The organism is Actinomadura soli (genome assembly GCF_005889715.1).
In the GTDB taxonomy this organism is placed as follows: Bacteria; Actinomycetota; Actinomycetes; order Streptosporangiales; family Streptosporangiaceae; genus Spirillospora; species Spirillospora soli.
Window position 1 is genome coordinate 26,060 of sequence record NZ_VCKW01000040.1, and the last position, 19,357, is coordinate 45,416.

Annotated in this window: 14 protein-coding genes; 7 read left to right on the plus strand and 7 right to left on the minus strand. The window is 68.7% G+C overall.

The genetic code is table 11. The annotated features are described in order from the left end of the window. Positions 1 to 39 precede the first annotated feature (39 nt). The 3 genes from ETD83_RS10645 to ETD83_RS10655 form a co-directional block, all read right to left on the minus strand. Positions 40 to 789 (minus strand): SDR family NAD(P)-dependent oxidoreductase, encoded by a 750-nt coding sequence (locus ETD83_RS10645; protein WP_138644909.1) that lies wholly within the window; start codon positions 787 to 789, stop codon positions 40 to 42. Positions 790 to 953: 164 nt separating this feature from the next. Next, complete coding sequence (locus tag ETD83_RS10650) at positions 954 to 3,653, minus strand: ATP-binding protein (protein ID WP_138644910.1); 2,700 nt, start codon at positions 3,651 to 3,653, stop codon at positions 954 to 956. A gap of 149 nt (positions 3,654 to 3,802) precedes the next feature. After that, positions 3,803 to 5,320, minus strand: coding sequence for a WD40 repeat domain-containing protein (locus ETD83_RS10655; protein ID WP_138644911.1), 1,518 nt, complete (start codon positions 5,318 to 5,320; stop codon positions 3,803 to 3,805). A 543-nt stretch (positions 5,321 to 5,863) separates the two neighbouring features. Between ETD83_RS10655 and ETD83_RS10660 the strand changes: the two genes are divergently transcribed. The 4 genes from ETD83_RS10660 to ETD83_RS10675 all read left to right on the plus strand — a co-directional run bounded on the left by ETD83_RS10660 (position 5,864) and on the right by ETD83_RS10675 (position 13,782). Beyond that, a complete protein-coding gene (locus ETD83_RS10660) occupies positions 5,864 to 12,667 on the plus strand; it encodes an RHS repeat-associated core domain-containing protein (protein WP_138644912.1) in 6,804 nt (2,267 codons plus the stop codon). A 2-nt stretch (positions 12,668 to 12,669) separates the two neighbouring features. Next, positions 12,670 to 12,912 carry a DUF2283 domain-containing protein gene (locus tag ETD83_RS10665; RefSeq protein ID WP_138644913.1) on the plus strand — a complete coding sequence of 81 codons (243 nt, stop codon included), beginning with the start codon at positions 12,670 to 12,672 and terminating at the stop codon, positions 12,910 to 12,912. 179 nt (positions 12,913 to 13,091) lie between these two features. Next, on the plus strand, positions 13,092 to 13,508 hold the full coding sequence (locus tag ETD83_RS10670; RefSeq protein ID WP_138644914.1) for a DUF4259 domain-containing protein: 417 nt from the start codon (positions 13,092 to 13,094) through the stop codon (positions 13,506 to 13,508). A gap of 13 nt (positions 13,509 to 13,521) precedes the next feature. Continuing rightward, positions 13,522 to 13,782: a hypothetical protein gene (locus ETD83_RS10675; RefSeq protein ID WP_138644915.1), complete on the plus strand. Its 261-nt coding sequence runs from the start codon at positions 13,522 to 13,524 to the stop codon at positions 13,780 to 13,782. Between the two features lie 243 nt (positions 13,783 to 14,025). On the opposite strand, the gene ETD83_RS10680 is transcribed toward ETD83_RS10675, so the two are convergent. Further along, positions 14,026 to 14,745, minus strand: coding sequence for an NIPSNAP family protein (locus tag ETD83_RS10680; protein ID WP_138644916.1), 720 nt, complete (start codon positions 14,743 to 14,745; stop codon positions 14,026 to 14,028). A gap of 158 nt (positions 14,746 to 14,903) precedes the next feature. Between ETD83_RS10680 and ETD83_RS10685 the strand changes: the two genes are divergently transcribed. The 3 genes from ETD83_RS10685 (at position 14,904) to ETD83_RS10695 (ending at position 17,963) form a co-directional block, all read left to right on the plus strand. Further along, the gene (locus ETD83_RS10685) at positions 14,904 to 15,362 is read left to right on the plus strand and encodes an SRPBCC family protein (protein WP_138644917.1); all 459 of its coding nucleotides are present in this window, start codon (positions 14,904 to 14,906) and stop codon (positions 15,360 to 15,362) included. 422 nt (positions 15,363 to 15,784) lie between these two features. Beyond that, positions 15,785 to 16,819 carry a helix-turn-helix domain-containing protein gene (locus tag ETD83_RS10690; RefSeq protein WP_138644918.1) on the plus strand — a complete coding sequence of 345 codons (1,035 nt, stop codon included), beginning with the start codon at positions 15,785 to 15,787 and terminating at the stop codon, positions 16,817 to 16,819. Positions 16,820 to 17,450: 631 nt separating this feature from the next. Continuing rightward, on the plus strand, positions 17,451 to 17,963 hold the full coding sequence (locus ETD83_RS10695) for a hypothetical protein (RefSeq protein WP_138644919.1): 513 nt from the start codon (positions 17,451 to 17,453) through the stop codon (positions 17,961 to 17,963). A 59-nt stretch (positions 17,964 to 18,022) separates the two neighbouring features. Here the strand turns inward: ETD83_RS10695 and ETD83_RS10700 are convergent, their stop codons facing one another. The 3 genes from ETD83_RS10700 to ETD83_RS10710 are packed head-to-tail and all read right to left on the minus strand — an operon-like array spanning position 18,023 to position 19,181. Next, positions 18,023 to 18,199 carry a DUF397 domain-containing protein gene (locus tag ETD83_RS10700; protein WP_138644920.1) on the minus strand — a complete coding sequence of 59 codons (177 nt, stop codon included), beginning with the start codon at positions 18,197 to 18,199 and terminating at the stop codon, positions 18,023 to 18,025. Next, entirely contained in the window at positions 18,190 to 18,378 is a 189-nt protein-coding gene (locus ETD83_RS10705; RefSeq protein WP_138644921.1) for a DUF397 domain-containing protein, read from the minus strand. Before ETD83_RS10705 ends, ETD83_RS10700 begins: the two co-directional genes overlap by 10 nt. After that, entirely contained in the window at positions 18,375 to 19,181 is an 807-nt protein-coding gene (locus ETD83_RS10710; protein ID WP_138644922.1) for a helix-turn-helix domain-containing protein, read from the minus strand. Before ETD83_RS10710 ends, ETD83_RS10705 begins: the two co-directional genes overlap by 4 nt. Positions 19,182 to 19,357 lie beyond the last annotated feature (176 nt).

A 19,357-nucleotide genomic window follows, 5' to 3' on the forward strand; every position in this document is an offset into this window, starting at 1 on the left:
CGGGCCCTGACACGCGCGGACCCGGGCGCGTGCGGGCGGTCAGTCGACCAGGGCCCCGGCGGAGATGTTGACCTGGGTCGAGGTGAGGCTGGCGGCGCGGTCGGACGCGAGGAACGCGGCGACGTGGCCGACGTCGGCGAGGGTCGCGGCCCGCTTGAGCAGGGTGGAGTCCACGATCTGCTGCCTGAACTGGGCGGTCTCCGGGATGTCGGGGAAGGACTCGGGGATGCCGCCGGTCTTCATCGACAGCACGCGGACCGAGTGCGCCCCCAGCTCGCACGCCCACTGGCGGCGCATCGCCTCGATCATGTCGAACCCGACCTGGACGTTCCCGAGGCCCGGCGAGTGGTTCGTGCTGTCGGAGCCGCCGAAGTGCAGGATCACGCCGGAGCCCTGCTTGACCATGTGGCGCGCGGCGGCCCCCGTGGTCAGCATGAACGTCCGGGCCATCTTCTCCAGGGACGCGGCGAAGTCGCCGACCGGAATCTCGATCATGGGCCGGAACAGCCCCTCCATCGAGATGGCGTTCACCGAGACGTCGACGCTCCCGGCGGTCGCCGCGACCGAGTCGACCCAGCTGTTGACGGCGTCCTCGTCCAGGGCGTCCACGCGGGCGGTCTCGGCGAGCCCGCCCGCCTCCCGGATCTCCCCGGCGACGGCGTCGAGCTTGTCGGGCGTCCGTCCGGCGAGGAAGACCCGCGCGCCCTCGGCGGCGAAGGCGCGCGCCATGGTGCCGCCGATCGTCCCGCCGCCGCCGTAGATGATCGCGGTCTTGTTCTCCAGAAGCATCGCTTTCTCCTTCGTCTTCGCGGTGACTCGAAGCTAGGCGCGCGGCCCCGCGCCCCGCATCGGTCGCCGGACGTACCCTCGAAAACGCAGGTCAGAGCAGGAATCGGCAGCCCGGGAAGACCATCCGGGCGGACGCGTCCCGGCGACGCACCGGCACGGCTAAGTCAGATGACCGATACGAGCCGCGCCAGCTCCATGCGCCGGGTGACGCCGATCTTCGGATACGCCTTGTAGAGGTGGTGCCCGACCGTGCGCGGGCTCAGGTAGAGCTGCGCGGCGATCTCGCGGTTGCTGAGCCCGGCGGCGGCGAGCCGGACGACCTGCAGCTCCTGCGGGGTCAGCCGCTTGAGCGGGTCGGCGTCCCCGGCGCGGGCCGCCGGACGGTCGCCGAGGGCCTCCAGTTCGGCGCGGGCGCGCTCGGCCCAGCGTTCCGCGCCGAGCCGGTCGAACGCGTCCAGCGCCGAGGTCAGTTCCGCCCGGGCCTCGGTGCGGCGGCGCCGGCGGCGCAGCCATTCGCCGTAGAGGAGCCGGGTCCGCGCGGCGTCGTAGGCGCGGTCGCCGTGCAGGCTCAGCGCGGCCCGGTAGTGCTCGTCCGCGTCGTCGCCGTCGGACAGCAGCGCGCGGCAGCGGGACACCAGCGCGGTGAACGACGTCGCCGCCGCCCATGCCTCGAAGGCGGGAAGGTACGTCCGGGCCAGGTCCGGCCGCCCGGCACGCACCGCGGCCTCCGCATGGTCCGGGACGGCGCGGATCAGCACGTCGTGCCGCGCCGGGCCGGAGCACACGGCGTCCAGATGCTCCAGCGCGGCGCCGGCGTGGCCGTCGGCGAGATCGTGCAGGCCCAGCCCCCAGGACGCCAGCGCCGTGTTGGTCGGCATCAGGTGCGCGTGCCGGAGGACGCCGGGCGCCAGCGAGCGGCTGCGCTCCGCGTCCGACTCCAGCCGGACCGTAACGCAGTTCAGCACGGTGACCTGCATGTCCATGCCGATGTCGGCGGCGAGCGACAGGCCCTCCGCCGCGGCCGACTCGGCGCCGTGCAGGTCACCGAGGAGGAGCCGTCCGATCGCGAGGGGCTCCAGGACGTACGGCAGCCAGCCGAGCGCGCCCTGCGCCTTGACCTCCGCCGCGAGGGCTTCCAGCAGCGCGGTCGCGGCCCGGTCGTCGGCGGCGAGCAGCCCCAGGAAACCGGCGATGATGCGTTCGAGGACGCCGTCGACGTCCCCGGTCCGCGCCGCCTCGGCCAGCGCCCGCATCGGCGCGACAGCCCCGGACGCGCCGCCCGGCAACCGCCCGTAGGCGATCAGGCCGCCCGCCACCAGCGCCTTGGCCGAGCCCGCCGGAACCTTCGCCCGCCTGAGCAGCTCGACGGCGTCCCGGACGAGATCATGCGCACCGGCGTCCCGGGCGGCCCAGACGGCCTCGGTCAGCATCGACACCGCCTGCTCCGGATCGCTCTGCACGATCAGCGCCGCGCCCTCCAGCGCGAGTTCGGCGTCGGCGGCCGGGGACGTGCGCTCGTAGGCGACCTGGGCGCGGATGAACGTGGCCTCGGCGATGACCCCGTCCTCCCCGGTGAGGTGCGCGGCCTCCTCGGCGAGACGGGTCGCGGCGTCGGGGCGTCCGGCGTCGTAGGCGGCCCGCGCCGCGTGGACGAGCCGCCGGGCCTTGCCCTCCGCGTCCGTGCTGAGCCGCGCCGCCCGCTCGTAGGCGGTGGCGACGGCGGCCGTCCCGCCCCTGTCCCCGGCCCGCCGCGCGGCCCGCTCCAGCTCGGCCGCGACGCTCTCGTCCGGCCCGGTGGCGGCCGCCGCCCGATGCCACGCCCGCCGGTCGGCGTGCTCGTCGCCGCCGAGCGTCCCGGCCAGCGCGCCGTGCACGGCGATCCGCTGATGATGCGTCGCGTTCTGGTAGGTCACAGCACGGATGAGCGGATGCCGGAACCGCACCTCGTCGCCGTCGAGCACCACAAGCCGGGCCTCCTCGGCGGGCCCCAGATCGGCCGCGCCGAGCCCGAGCGTCTCCGCCGCCCGCAGGACGACGCCCAGGTCGGCGGTGCCGTCGGCCGCGACGACCAGCAGCAGCAACCGGGTCGCCTCCGGCATCCCGGCGAGCTGGAGGCGGAACGCCTCCTGGACCCGTCCGCCGACCTGGCCGCCGACCGGCAGCGGCCCCGCGTGGCGGGCTTCCCGCGACTGGAGCGCGTTCGCGAGTTCGATGAGGGCGAGCGGGTTGCCGCCCGCCTCGTCCAGGAGCCGCTCCCGAACCGGAACCGTCAAACCGGGCGCGTGCGCGTCCACGAGGTCCTGCGCGGCGGCGCGGTCCAGGCCCTCCAGCCGGACGAGGTCCAGCCCGTGGTCCGGGAACGGGGCGGCGGCGTCCCGCACCGTGAAGATCATGCCGATGGGGTCGGCGCCGAGCCGCCGGGCGGCGAACAGCAGCGCGTCCAGCGAGGCCCGGTCGAGCCACTGCGCGTCGTCGGCGAGGCACAGCACCGGACGGTCGGCGGCCAGCTCCGACAGCAGCGTCAGCGTCGCCGCGCCGATCAGGAACCGGTCGCTGACCTGCCCGGACGCCAGCCCGAACGCCGACCGCAGCGCCGCCGCCTGCTGGCCGGGCAGCGCGTCGAACCGGTCCGCGTACGGGTACAGCATCAGGTGCAGCCCGCTGAACGGCAGCTCCGTCTCGGACTCCACGCCCGCACCGCGCACGAGCAGCATGTCCCTCGCGTCCGCCGCGATCCGGTCGATCAGCGAGGTCTTCCCGATGCCCGCCTCGCCCCGGATGATCATCGCGCCGCTCCGTCCGGCACGAGCGCACTCCAGCACCCCGCCGACGCGCTCTCTCTCGCGATCACGCCCAATGAGCACGCGCAAACAGTAACAACCCGGCCACCCCCCAGCACCGATTCCACCTGCTCACTCCAGCGGCGCCGACGCTTCATCCGGAGATGGACGGGGCGGAGCCCCGTGCCAGCCGAACTCCGCCCGTTCCGGTCATTCCTCCACGGTCAGCTGCCTTACCCCGCTTGGACGGGGTCGCTGGCGGGAGATCGGGTGGTGTTTCCGTAGTGGTCGGTGGCGCGGATCGAATAGGTGTGGGTGCTGCCAGGGGTGAGTCCGGTGTCGGTGTGGTTGAGGGTTTTCAGATCCCAGTACTTGGAGCGTGAGTCGAGGGTGTGGACGACGGTGGTGCCGTCGCGGATGACCTGGTAGGTGAGGGTGTTGTTGTCGCGGTCCCAGGTCTGGGTCCAGGTGATCTGAAGGGTGCCGGTGGTGCCGTCAGGTCTGGTGACGGTGGGTTTGATGATCGGCTCGGGTGGGCCGGTGTCGTTGGTGACGGTGAGGGTGCCGAAGCGGGTGAGTGATTGCTGGGGGCGTTGGTTGACGGTGGTGAAGTCGCCGCCGACCCAGAGGTAGTTGTCGTTGCCGTCCATGGCACGGGGGCCTTGTCCGGCGTCGGGGCCCGCGTTGGTGGTGGGGAACCAGTGCAGGATGGGCGGGGTGTCGGTGCCAGTGGGTTGGGCGGGTTCGGCGAGGAGGCGCTGATAGCCGTCGATGGAGGGGAATCCGTCCGGTTGGCTGGCGCAGTCGTGGGCGTGGGAGCCGCTGTACAGCACGCCGGCGATGAGGGCGATGGCCTCCGTGCCGCCCTTGCAGTTGTCGACCCAGCGCAGGTGTCCGCCGTTGGGATCGATGGCCATGCGTCCGTCGAAGGTGCTGGTGCCGGCGGCGCTGACGTAGATGGTGTCGGTGGCGGTGTCGGCGATCAGGTCCGTCGCCCAGGAGTGGCGGGAGTCGCTGACGTACTCCAGGCCGGTCTGCCAAGGGGTGCTGGTGCCGGTGGCGTCAGTGCGGACGGCGCCCAGGCCGTGCGGGGGGTTGCCGTTGATGGTGTTGAACTTGCCGCCGATGATGACCTGGGTTCGGTCGGGGGAGATGGCCATGGACATGACGCGGCGGTCCGCGGTCGGCGCCCAGGCGGTGAGGGCGCCGGTGGCGGTGTTGAAGGCGGCCAGACGTTGGCGTGGGGTGCCGTCGACGCTGGCGAAGACGCCGCCGACGTAGAGGGTGGTGTCGGTGGCGGCAAGGGTTTCGACGGCGGCGTCGATGTCGTGCCGCAGGCCGGTGAGGGTGCCGCCGGGCAGGGTGAAGGCGGCGATGCGGGGACGTTGCTGGCCGTTGACGGTGATGAAGCTGCCGGAGAGGTACAGGGTGCGGCCGTCGGGGGAGGCTTGCAGGTCATGGACGATGTCCTGTTTGCCGGGGACGGCTTGGACGTCGGGCGCCCAGGGGAGCGGCTGGCCGGTGGCGGCGTTGAACGCGGCCAGGTTGTTGCGGGGCAGCTCCTGCGGGTCGCCGGGGCTGGTGCCGGGCGGGCGGATGGCGGTGAAGGTGCCGCCGACGTAGGCGGTGTCACCGACCACCTCGACATCCCAGACGGTGCCGTTGGTCTGCCAGGTCGGCAGCGGATCGGCGGTCACGGTCGGCAACTCCCCGGCCGGCGGCGCGGTATCGGCCGCCGCCGACGGTGCCATGGCGAGGATCGTGGCGGTCAGGCTCGCTAAGCCGAGCAAGGACCGGGCGTGGACAGTTCGTCTTCGCTGGCGGGGACGCCGGTGCTGTGGGGGATATGGCGGTGGCCAGGAGATGGAGAACATCAGGCCCTCTCCGAGATCGTCGAGGTCTGGTCGCCGTGATCATCACATTCGAGGGCCGCCCGGACAACATCGGTACTGACCCATTTTGATATTTAGGGTCATCTCATTCATGTGCGGCAGTGGGCCTTATTGATTTGTGCGCGCGGACGTTTGTTGTGGGCGGCTGGTTGTCTTGGTGTCCGGACATGGTCTTGGCCCCGTCATTGACCTGTGGTTCTCGCGACCGGCCACCCGTGATGCCCGGGAACGCCTTGATCGACTTCCCTTTTGATCGCATCGTGTTGATCGCATTGTCGAGAGCGTTTACTGCCCGTGTAAGCCACGTGCTTTGGGGTGATGTGGCGTGCTGCCGTCGTTGCCAACGACCGTTGACTTTTTCCGGCTCGGCTTATGTGGCCGTCCGTTGTTGTGGAGGAACTGGTGAAGACCAAGGGCCGGAGGCATGTGCTCGGAATAGGGCGGCCGCTGCGGACCATGGCCGCCGGGATGACGGTCGTCCTGGCGGCGGGCCTGGCCACCGCGCCCGCCGCGCAGGCGGATCCACCGCATTCGGAACGTCCCACCGTCGCCGACCACGAACGCAAGGTCGACGGCAAGCAGCTCAAGGCCCGCCCGCGGACGCCCGACCCCGCGGGTAAACCTGCGCCTCCGGCCAGAGCGGCGTGGCCCAAGGCGGGCACCGCCGAAGTGGAGGTCTCGGGGCGGCAGGCGCGGAGCACCGGCTCTTCGGAGGGGTTGGCCCAGGCCAAGGGCCTGCCGGTCGCGCTGGCGTCCCCGGGACCGGCCTCGGGTGCCGCCCAGGCGGGTCCGGTATCGCGGGGGACGGTGAAGGTCGCGGTGCTGAACCGCGAGGCCGCCGGCCGGGCCGGGGTCGAGGGGCTGCTGTTCACCCTGACCCCCGCCGATGCGGGCGCGGCGGGACGCGTCGGAGTCCGCGTGGACTACGCGGCGTTCGCCCAAGCGTTCGGCGGCGCCTACGGCACCCGCCTGCGTCTGGCCCAATTGCCGGCCTGCGCCGTGACCACTCCGTCCAGGCCGGAATGCCGGGGCGTGACACCGCTGACCACCACCAACAACGGTGAAACTCATACCCTCACCGCGGATGTGGCCACCGCCCAGACCGGTCCGACGGTGCTGGCGGCGGTCGCCGCACCCGAAGGTTCACAAGGCGATTACTCGGCCACAAAGCTGGAGCCGTCCGCCACGTGGAAAACCTCGGGAAACACCGGTGATTTCACCTGGTCCTATCCACTCAGAGTGGCACCCGTGCCCGGTGAGCTCACGCCCGGCATCGCGCTGGCCTATTCGGCTCAAAGCGTCGACGGCCGGACGACCAACACCAACAGCCAGCCTTCCTGGGTCGGTGAAGGATTCGACTTCTGGCCCGGCTTCATCGAGCAGCGCTACAAGTCCTGTGCCGACGACGGTGCGCCCAAGAACGGCCAGGGCCAGTCGCCGGGGGATTTGTGCTGGGGCTATGAGAACGCGACCGTCACCTGGAACGGCAAGGGCGGTGAGTTGGTCAAGGCCGCCGACGGGACGTGGCGGCTGAAGAACGATGACGGCACCCGGTTCGAGAAGCTCCGCTCGTCCGAGACCGGCAACGGCGACCACGAGGGCGAGTACTGGAAGGTCACGACGACCGACGGCACCCGCTACTTCTTCGGCAGGAACCGGCTGCCGGGCTGGGGTTCGGGCGGCCCGGAGAGCAAGTCCGCGTGGACGGTGCCGGTGTTCGGCGACGACGCGGGCGAGCCGTGCCACAAGGATTCGGGATTCGCCGACTCGTGGTGCCAGCAGGCGTGGCGCTGGAACCTCGACATGGTCGTCGACCCCAACGACAACGCCGCGATCTACCTGTACGAGCAGGAGACCAACCACTACGGCCGCAACCTCAAACCGGAGGATGCCACCCCCTACACCCGCGGCGGCCACCTCAAGACGATCGAGTACGGGCTGCGCGGCTACAACGTCTTCGCCGGCGCGCCCCCCGCCCGGGTGCTGTTCGACACGGCCGAGCGGTGCGTCCCCACCGACACCTTCGACTGCGCCCCCGCCAAGATCGTCACCAGTCCCGAGCAGTGGCCGGACGTGCCATGGGACATGAACTGCGCCGCCGGGACCCGGTGCGAGAGCGGGCACGGCTCGACCTCGCCCACCTTCTGGTCCCGGTACCGGCTCAAGAAGGTCACCACGCAGATCGCCGGGGCCCCCGGGTGGCCGTATCGGCCCGTCGACTCCTGGACGCTGGACCACCACTGGGGCGCCGTCAACGACGAGCGCGACCTCCTGCTCAAGGAGATCCAGCACACCGGGCTGGCCGGCCCGACCGCCGCCGACGACATCAAGCTGCCCAAGGTCACCTTCAACCACGAACCCAAGGCCAACCGCCTCGATCAGGCGGGTGACGGGCTGCCGTCCTACACCCGCTACCGGGTGAGCAAGATCTTCGATGAGTCCGGCGGCGAACTCGACATCGCCTACTCCGGCCCCGAATGCTCCCGGACAGCGCCGCCCACCCCGCACACCAACACCAAACGCTGCCACCCGTTGGTCTGGCACCAGTCCGGCCAGCCCACACCATTAACGGACTGGTTCAACAAGTACGTGGTCACCGCGGTGGTCCAGAAGGACCGCACCGGCCACGCCGCCGACATGGCCACCCGGTACGAGTACCTCGGCGGCGCCGCCTGGCATTACGACGATGACGACGGGCTGACCCGGGAGAAGAACAAGACCTGGTCGCAATGGCGCGGCTACGGCCAGGTGCGCGTCACCACCGGCGGAACGGGCGACCCCAAGTCGCAGACAGACACCTACTACATGCGCGGCATGCACGGCGATCGCGCCGGACCCGACGGCGGCACCAGGAACGTCTCCGTCCCCGACGGCGAAGGCGGCACGCACACCGATCACGAGGGCCTGGACGGGTTCGCGCTGCGCACCGTCCAGTACACGGCACCCGGCGGATCCGTGCACGACAAGACCGTCCGCACCCCATGGCGTGTGGTCACCGCCACCCGTGAGCGTTCCTGGGGCACTGCCAACGCCACCGCGATCAAGGTGGACATCGCCCGCACGTGGACGGCAATGGACGGCGGCACCTGGCGCGAGACCAAGACCGACACCGACTACGAGACCCAGTTCATCGGCGTCGGACGCGTGAAGAGCGTCAACGACCTCGCTGACGTCGCCACCGCCACCGACGACCGGTGCACCCGTACCACCTACGCCGACAACGTCTACGCGCACATGCTCGACTTCCCGTCGCGGGTGGAGACGGTCTCGGTGGCCTGCACGGCCGACGCCGACCGGACCAAGGACCTGAACTCCGACACGCGCACCTTCTACGACGGCGGTGGCTTCGAGGACGCGCCGACCAGGGGCAACGTCACCAAGACCGAAAAGGTCGCCGGACATGACGGTGACACGGCGCGATACGTCACCGAGGCGGAGATGACCTATGACGGGCACGGCCGTGAGCTGACCTCCACCGACGCGCTGGGCCAGACCACCACCACCCGCTACACCGAGACCGCAGGCCTGACCACCCGGACGGCCGTCACCAGCCCGCCCGCCCGCGGCGGCGACTCCTCGTCCGCGCTGACCATGACCACCTGGCTCGAACCGGCCTGGGGAGATCCGATCGCCAAGGTCGATCCCAACGGGCTGCGCACCGACCTGGCCCGTGACGCGCTCGGCCGCCTCACCAAGGTGTGGCTGCCCGACCGCGCCAGGACCAGCGGCAAGGTTCCGAACCTGGAGTTCCAGTATCAGATCGCCGACGGGAAGATCGTCGCGGTCACCACAAAGACCGTCACCAACGACGAAAGCCAACGTCTCATCGTCGAGCTCTTTGACGGATGGCTGCGCACCCGGCAGACCCAGGCGGAAGGCCCCGGTGGCCGGCTGATCAGCGACACCTTCTACGACGACCGGGGCAACGCGGCCAAGGAGTACAACGTCTATCCGGCCGGCGGTGCGCCTCAACCGGCCCTGTTCGCTCCCGACGCCGGTGACGTGGAGACGCAGATCCATCACGCCTACGACGGGCTGGGCAGGCAGACCGTCCAACGGCTGCTGACCGGCGCCACCGGTGAGAAGTGGCGCACCACGACCAGCTACGGCGGCAACTGGACGGCCATCGACCCGCCGTCCGGAGGCGTGCCCAGCGCCGAGTACACCGACGCACGCGGGCAGGTCACCGAGCGCCGCCAGTACAGCGGCCCGGCGCCGAGCGGGACCTACGACGCCACGAAATACGCCTGGGACGGCGCCGGGCGGATGACCGGCATCACCGACCCGTCCGGCAACACCTGGACCACCGCCTACGACGTGCGCGGCCGCAAGATCAAGACCATCGATCCCGACCGGGGCACGTCCACCTTCACCTACGACGACCTCGACCGGGAGTCCTCCGCCACCGACGCGCGCGGGCGGACGCTGTTCACGACCTACGACGGGCTGAACCGCAAGACCAACATCCGCGAAGGTTCGGCGACCGGTGCCCGCCTGATCTCGTGGGGTTACGACACCGCGGCGCGCGGCAAGGGCAGGCCCGCCTCGGCCACCCGGCACCGCGACGATGGCGACTACACCACCGGCATCACCGGCTACGACGTGCTGGGACGTACCGAGGGCGGCACTGTCACCATCCCGTCTTCACAGGGCGCCCTGGCGGGCAGCTACACCTTCGGCGAGACCTTCAACGCGGACGGCACCCCCGCCACCCGGACGCTGCCCGCCGCCGGAGGGCTGCCCGCCGAGACGCTGACGCTGTCCTACGACGGCTACCGGCATCCCACCCGGCTGACCAGCGGACTCGGCACTTACGTCAATGCCGCCGAGTACACCCCGACCGGCAAACCCAAGCTGCTGGAGCTGGGCGCCACCGGCAAGCGCGTGTGGAACGCCCTGACCTGGCAGTACGGCACCCAGCGGCTGGAGTCGTCCCGCACCTACCGCGAAGGCGTCACCGGCGACCCCCGCCGCGCCGCCTACCGCTACGACGAGGCGGGCAACATCCTGTCGATCTCCGACATCTCAGCCGACGGCACCGACAACCAGTGCTACACCTACGACCACCTCCGCAGGCTCACCGGCGCCTGGGCCGAAGGCGACACCACCTGCTCGGCCGCACCCTCCGCAGATGTCATCGGCGGGCCCGCGCCGTACTGGCGCACCTTCAACTACGACAAGGCCGGAAACCGCAAGACCGAGATCCGCCACGGCGTCGGCGGCAAACCCGACACCACCCGCACCTACGCCTACGCGCCGCCCGGCGAGGGCAACCGGCTCACCAAGATCACCCAGGCCGGCGGCGACGGCGACCGCACCGACACCTTCACCTACGACGAGGTCGGCAACACCACCGGCCGAGCCCTCGGCACCGCGCGCCAGACGCTGGACTGGAACAGCGAGGGCGACCTGGCGACCGTCACCCAGAACGGCGCTACCACCCAGTTCATCAACGGCCCCGGCGGCGACCGGCTGATCCGCAAGGACCCCGGCGGCGCCACCCTCTACCTGCCCGGCATGGAGCTGCGCGCCGAGCCCGGGGCCACCACCCCGACGGCGACCCGCTACTACACCCACGGCGGCGAGACCGTCGCGCTTCGCACCACCACCGGCGGTCTCACCTTCCTGACCGGCGACCACCAGGGCACCGCCCAGGTCGCCGTCGCCGCCGCCGACCTGAAATCCACCGTCCGGCGCTTCACCCCCTTCGGGACCGAACGCGGCACGCCCGACGACGCCACCTGGCCGGACGACAAGGGCTTCGTCGGCGGCATCAAGGACCCCACCGGCCTGACCCACCTCGGCGCCCGCGACTACGACCCCGAAACCGGCCGGTTCACCAGCGTGGACCCGGTCATGGACCCCGCGGACCCGCAGCAGCTCAACGGATACACCTACGCCAACAACACGCCGGTCGTCTCCAGCGACCCCGACGGTCTCCTCCGCGACGGCGGCGGCCAGTGCGGCACCATCCCGGAGAACCCCTGCAGCGGCGGCCGAAGGTACAACCCGGGCGTCAGTAAGGCCTACGACAAGGCGGTGGAGAAGGCGGAGGAGACCCGCCGGAACACCCACGGCACCGCGGCGTCCCAGTGCTACATGAACCCGCTGCGCGGAGGCTGCCCGATACCGGACGGCAAGCTGGGCGAGGCCGCAGTTATCGAACTCGCGCTCCAGCTGTATGAAAGGGGCCACTGGGGCTTCAAGAAGCGCAGCTTCAAAGAACAACTCTGGGATATGACCAAGTTCAGCGTACAGGTCTTGGTCTTTGTTTACGGCGGTCCCGAAGAGCTGGCTCTGGGAGCGATACTCAAGGGTCTGCAGCTGGCGCTGAGGTCGCGCAAGATAAGAAATCTGGCCGACAAGGCTCCGGACCTGCCCAAGTCCGATCGCCCGCCGCCCGGTGCTCCCAAGCCCCGATGCAGTAGCTTCCCACCGGGGACCAAGGTGCTGATGGCCGACGGCAGCCGCAAACCGATCCAGCAGCTGAAGCGCGGCGACAAGATCCTGGCGACCGACCCGGCCACTGGTGACACACGTCCACAGGTCGTCGTCGACACCATGACCAGCACCGGCGTCAGGACCATCATCCAGGTCACCGTCGACACCGACGGTGACCGCGGTGACAAGTCAGGCGTGGTGGTCGCCACCGACGAACACCCCTTCTGGGTCGCCGGCGACCTCGACCGGTGGGTCCAGGCCAAGAACCTCAAGCCCGGGATGCGGCTCCGCACCAGCGCGGGCGCTCACGTCCAGGTCACCGCCCTCAAGAGCGGCGCACGGCCGTTCCAGACCGTCCACAACCTCACCATCGCCAACACCCGCACCTACTACGCCCTGGCGGGCGGCACGCCGGTGCTGGTGCACAACTGCGGGGGCTGGGTGGACGGACACAGCCCCAACTGCCGCTGCGCGCATGGCGACGAGCCCATTCTCAACGACCCGCCGGTTACGGCGCCCGCCGATGAGCTCGATGATTTTACGGGTCACGCACTGCAGCGTCTTGAAGACCATGGGGTTTCGGCAGAGGACGCTCGGGCCGTCCTTGAGCGAGATCCTTTCTCCTACTACCATGAAGATCAGTGGAAGTTGGGCTACTACGATCCTCAATCCAAAGTCTTTGTGGCGAAGACCATCGACGGAAATGTCAACACCGTGATAGTGAACGCGAGCCGGGCTTATATCGACCGCCTTATGGGGGGCTGACCGTGGTGGACGTCAGGGTTACCTATGATCAGGTAGCAAATGCGGCGTACGTCGATCTGGCCAATCGAAAGGCGGGCCAACGGGTGGCGCACATGTACCCCTGCGACCCGGTCGAGGTCGGAGGAATGATCAATCTCGATTTCGACGAGGACGGCCGCCTCATCGGCATAGAAGTCCTGGCGGCCAACAAGAAACTGCCTCAACGGCTGATCGACGCGGCGGAACGAATTGACCGCAAAAAATGAGTGACCGCGCACCGGCACGTATGCCCGCGCTCTGACCGTGCAGGCCGGGGCGCATCGCTCCTCGTCCACAACTACGGCCGCGAGGAGGACCGGCCGGGTCCCCTCAATCCCGGCCGACCTCCCGCGCCCTCCACCTAGGGCTGTGCGCAGCTTCCCAGCCGAATGGGGATGAGCGGCCGATGAGCGCCTCCGGAGTCGGACCGTTCGAGAATGATGATGCCCAGGACTTCAAGGACGAACTCTTCGAAGCGTCCGAAGGCGAACGAAGCAACATGGTGAGGGAAGTGCTGCAACGTGTTGCGAGCATCCCGGCGGACTCATTTCTTGATCGAGAGTTCGCCGAACCGGCAGTAGCGGCGGCAGCTCTTGTCTCGGCAAGTATCCGAGGAGACGAGGCGACCTTCGAGGACGCCAAATTGCCGATCCCTCCGCTGGACTGGTCCAGTGACTTGTGCCGCCTGGCCCTTACCGCTTTGAGAAAAGTCGTTCGTGAAAACTCCGAGATCTGTGCGGAATGGTTTGAGGTTGGCTTGGGAGAGGAATGGAAGAGTGGTGTCGACACCCTCATGGAGCAGCTCTCTCAAGGCATCGAGTGAGGGTCGTGCCCGGATGGACGTCAACAAGGTCCTCGTTCGCGCGTTCGTCAGCCTTGTCGTCTCCATAGACCTGACGGACGATGAAGACATCGACCCGGATATCGCAACGGACATCCTTGAACCTGCCGCCGCCCTCTTCCGCGAGCTCACGGAGGAGGGGCGCAGGGAGGTTACCTCCCTGATTCTTGAATGCGCCGAACTGGAAGAGGACCCGGTGCGGAAGAGGTCTACCCTGGACCTCCCAGGAGATATCGGCCTTCTCGACGAAGACTGATCCAGGAGATCAAGGCCATCAGCGTTCCGATCCGACCGGAACGAGAACTCCGATCACGCCTGTTCACCGGCCGCTCCGCAGGGAGGCGCAGAGCGCGAGCATGAGTACACCCGGGTGACAAAGGTCCAAGAGCGTCCGGGGAGAGCAGGGGGCATCACGGCCGTGGTCGGCGGCAGGCATGGGTGCTGGCCTTCCAGCCCGGCGGCTCATCGGAGCCTGGCGCCGACCAGTGGGTTCGACGGGTCAGCGCAGGAGTGATCTCGCGGTCGGGGCAAGGGTCAGCCGCTTCAGGGTTGGTGCCAGGGCGGGCTGGATATGGGTCGTCCATTCCGGGGTGCGCGCCAGGTGGTCAAGGTGGTCGCGGTGGTGTTCGGCGTCGGCGAAGCAGGTGAACCAGACGAAGACGTTCTCGCCCGTCCGTACCGGAAGACCCGGAAAGGTGTTCTCCGCAGGCTCGGTCTGGAAGCGGGCAATGGGCGCCGCGCCGAGCTCCGTGAGGAACGGCGCGACCTCGTCCTCGAAGAACGTGGTGAACGCATCGTCGACGGCTTCGTCCTTGTGGACGATGGTGGCCATGACACGGGATTCCGGCGGCGTCGCGCCTATTGGCGGCCGTTCACTCCCGGCGGCGAAACCGGAATCGGACGTGATCGGACGCAGGAGATGAACGTCGTCCGAGTCGACCATCGTGGCACCGGCGGCGGGCCCGTGCGCCTTCCACGCCGCGCCGTCGACGTAGAACGCGGTGAGCGCCGCCTTTCTCGCTTCCATGTCGTGGAAGCCGCGCAGCCACACGAAGCGGTTCGGGTCGTCCACGTCGCGGAACTGTCCGAGGACGCGAATTCCGACGGCCTCCTGGGTTTCGACGAACTCGCGCTCGAAAAGGTCGATGAGCACGTCCCGTCCACCGGGGTGCAGGGTGTACTGCCTGAGCTCGACGACGGAGCAGATCGGCGCGGTCATCGGGAAGCTCCTTGCACGGGTGGTCGCTGGGGCGACGTCCAAAATGGCAGTCCCGCACCTGCGGCCACTAGGGGCAAAGGCGCCAAGTTCCACGCATTCTCCGCCACGACCACCGCCCTTGCCGGTGCCCTCGGCAGGACATGTCTAGGCTGGACGCCATGTATTCGACGCGCATCTCTCGTCACGTGAAGGCCGAGCGGTCGGTGGTCTACCGGGCGCTGCTCGACGCGGACGCGATCGCGAAGTGGCGGGTGCCGACCGGCATGAGCAGCCACGTGCACGAGTTCGACGCCCGCGAGGGCGGGGCGTTCCGGATCTCGCTCACCTACGACGAGCCGACCGGCACCGGGAAAACGACGGCGCGGACCGATACCTACCACGGCCATTTCATGAAGCTCGTGCCGGACGAGCAGGTCGTCGAGGTGTCCCGGTTCGAGACCGACGACCCCGAACTGAGCGGTCAGATGACGATGACCACGACGCTCACCGATGTGGACGGCGGCACCGAGGTCCTCATCGTGCACGAGGGCATCCCCGACAGCATCCCCGCCGCGGAGAATGAGACCGGCACACGAATGGCCCTGGACAACCTCGCCATTCTCGTGGAGACCAACTAGGGCGTTTCGAGCCCGTCCGCCACCTGATCAGAGCAGTTCGCCGCGTTCGAGGCGCCGGGCGGTGCCGTCGCGGTGGGTGGCGTGAGCGCGCACTCGGTCACCGGATCATCACCGTCCCGCTCCGTCCGGAGCGAGCGCCCTCCAGTCTCCCGGTGACGCGCTCCCTCGCGGTCACGCGCAAACAGTGACGAGAGCGAGACATTCATCCCAACCGTTTCCGCTGTGACCGTCAGGGTGAGGATACGGAGGCCCAGATGGCCCCGTGCGCAACGCTTTATCGGTTCGCGGGGCCAGGCACTGCTTATCCGGCAGATTCATGCAGAAGCAGCACCGGTTCCGGACATTGCCCGGGTAACCGCGTTGCTCGAAGGTGGGTTTCGGCAGCGGCATGATCACCGCAGGCCGCGTTGGAGGTATCTGCGATGGGATCTGAATACTCCGTCTCCGAGCCCGATGACCTGAGTGATGTCCCTTCTTTCAAGGCGGGTCTGCGGCGGCTGAAAGCCTGGTCAGGGATGTCCTACCGGGAACTGGAACGGAAGGCGAAGGCGGCTGGGGAGATCCTCCCGGCCACGACCATCGCGGACATGCTCAACCCCTCCCGTCCCCGCATGCCGCGAGAGAACCAGGTCCGGGCGCTCGTCCGCGCATGCGGGTGCGACGAGGACCAGGTCGCCGCCTGGCTCAGGACGCGCCGGCGGATCGTGATGAGCGAGGCCGCGCCGCCGGACGGCCGCCCCGCCGCACACGAGGATGGCGGGCAACCCGGTACGGACGTCGTTCCGGCTCCGGATGACCCGCACGTACGCCCGGGCCCGGCGAGTGTCCACCCCGTCCGGCGGCGCCTTACGTCCGGCCGTACCGCGATCAACGGATTGTTGACGGCCTGCGGGATCCTGCTGCTGGTCGGCGCCGGTGCGCCCCTCGTGGCACCGGCACTCGACGGCAAAGCCGATTCCGCGGAGGCTCCGCGACCGCAGTCGATGGCGATTCCCCGTCCGCCCGCGCCGGGGCTGCCGGTATCGGGTCCGTACCGCATTCGCGCAGCGCATTCGAGCCTGTGCTTGTCCGAGCGTCGAGGCACCACGAGTGGCCTCGTCCTGCAAACGTCGTGTTCCCGGGCCTTTCCACCAATGTCCCTGGAACACCAGGCTGCCACCCGGTATCGCATCACCACCGACCACCCCGAGTTCGGGCCAGGCTGCATGGGCATCTCCAAGGCCCGGAATACTCCCGGCTCATATGTGTTCGATGATTTCTGCGGCAACGAGAACGCAGGGGCGGAGATATTCTTCCTCACACGCGTCATCACTCCGGCCCACGGTTACACCATCCGTGTCGCCAGTAATGGCCTCTGCCTCGGATTCCCCGAGAACACCACCCGGGATGGAGCGCCCTTGCATCAGATGGAGTGCGACCAGAGCATCGGCCAGGTGTTCACCGCAGAACCACGGTAGGCACTAGGCACACGTGGGAATACCCGAACTCACGCCGTCGACGTCCCCCGAATAGATCCAGCCGGGATCCCAGTGATCACCTGGGTCCTCCGGCTCAGGGCGGACGTAGTACCAGGTGTTGCCCGAGCTGTCGAGAGTCTGGCACCACGCCCACAACTCTTGTCCCGTGGGCAGGTTGGGCCCCCCGATCCAGTCGCAGACCGAGGCGGGACCGTATTTCAGACGGATCGGCTTGTTGGTGCGCATGGACCCAGGACCGTGGGTGCGGGGACCCCGGCCACAGTCGGGAGCCGGCGCGGTCGCTCGTGCCAGTCTCATGCTTCCCCTTCAGGTGAGTGAAAGCTGATCGACTGACAATTGAGCACGCCGAACGGTGATGGCAATCACTCGCCCTGTTCGAGGTCGTCCGAGATCGTCCGCACATGTACGAAGATCCCATCACTCCAGGTCAGCAGCGGGGCCGGTGCGTCCGGCGCAGTACGGGCTTGATCGGGCGGCGCACCGGGCCCGTGGTCCGCGCCGCCGGGTCAATGCAGCGGTTCGGGGCGGCCGCGTAGCGTTCCCGGCTCGGGACCCCTCTCCGGCGGACGCGGCTAGCTTGTGGCCGATCTCGGTGAAAGCGGGAGAAGTCATGCGAAAGACGCAAGCCCCTGGATGGCGCACCGCGTGGCCTCTGGGCATCCCCATGTTCGCACTGCTGCTCGCGGGGTGCGGCGACGATGAACCGGGCAAGGCCACTCCCGCCTCCAGCGCGACGCACCCGCCGGTGACCACGCGCCCCGCCTCCCCAACTCCGACGCCGACCCCGACCGCGACGCTGCCGAAGGCGGCGAACGGCAGCCAGCTCGCCGCCTGCGCGGACGCCAGGTGCGAGGTGGAGGTCGGAGTCGGCGACGTCATCCGCTTCAACGCCCGCGTGAGAGGCCAGGCCGGACTGGCCGAGATGACGGTCGCGAGCATCGGAGACATGGCGATCGAATTCAAGATGGCGGGCGGAGGCATCGGATTCAGCCCACCCGGGTCGGACGATCCCTTCAACATCAACGGCACTTTCTCCCACACCCTGATAGGCACCGCTGGTCAGAAGGCCGTCATCCGCCTGGCCGCCCCCAAGCCCGGCGCCGGCGGAGCCGAAATCGGCTAACCCGCCCGCCCCTCATGCGACGCCCGGCCCTGGGCGGAGGGCCGGGCGTCCTTCGGGCACTACCGCTTGAGGTTGCTGAGGATGGTGTGGAAGGTGTGGGGGGTCAGCATGAGTTGGGGGCCGTTGGGGTCTTTGGAGTCGCGGACGGCCACGGCATCAGGGAACCGTGCAACCTCAACGCATGCACCGCCCTGGTCGCCGCTTTGCTGTGCTTTCCGCCACTTGATCACGTCCACCGGTCAACCGCCTTCTGCAGCAGCTCGCGGAGAGCGTTGGGTGTGAGGGTGAGGTGCCTGGCGTCGGGATCCTTGCTGTCGCGGATGCCAACGACGCCGGACAGGGCCGCGACCTCGACGCATTGTCCGGATGTGCCGTCAGAGGAATGGCTGGACTTGCGCCAAACCGGAGTGCTCATCTCAATGCCTCCATCGCTTGCTCGATCAGCTCCGCGGTGGAGTCTACGGGCGCGGCCTTCGCCGCGATGCGGTCGAAGCGCATGCGCAAGGCACGCGCACCATCTGCATCCATGATGAGCCGTCCGCCAGTGGCTGCTTCGATGTAGCCGATTTCGCCCTCTCGAACGGTGATGACTTTGAAGGAACCGTCCAGCGCCTCAGAGGCCCCCGAGGTTCGAGGCACGATGCGCATGATGATGTTGGGCCGCTCAGCCAATTCTCGCAGGTAAGCCAGCTGTTCGAGCATGGTTTCCACGCCACCGACCGGCCAGGTGAGGATGTTCTCTGTCAGCAGGACCCATAGCTCTGGCGGGTTGGGCCGCGTGAGGAGCTTCTGGCGCGCGAGGCGCTTTGTAAGATCGCTCTCGACGTCCATGTTTCGCCCGGCCAGCAGAAGGGCGCGGGCGTAATCGGGGGTCTGAAGAGGCCCGGGAATGAGTTGGCCGCTGAACATATGGATGAGGTACGCGCGGGCCTCGAACTCGGTGTAGCTCGACAACCACTGCGGGCTGGGAGCGAGCCGGGCGTACCACAGGGCGAAGGTGAAGAATCCGCCCGTCCGCCATGCTTTGTCCAGCTTGGCGGCCTGCTTGTCGGTGAGTTGGGCCTCGCCACCCTCCAGTCTGGAAATCGTGGACCGCGAGCAGTTGAGGATCTTGGCCACGGCGTCACCGGTGAGGCTGCGTTCTATGCGCTGAAACCGCAGCTGGTAGGCGATCCATGCCCACATGCTCGACTGCGGATCGGGGGGTTGATTGGTCATGTCACATGACCCTTCAAGATCATGAATTTTTCGGGAATTGCGTGGTCTGGCGACAACTCTATGTGGGTGAGCGCACTGTGTCACCAACAGGGAACGATCTGTGAGGTGATCAGGTGAGCGAGCCGGAGACGATTGTGATCAAGGCGGATGTGCGGGCGGTGCGGGAGGCGCGGGAC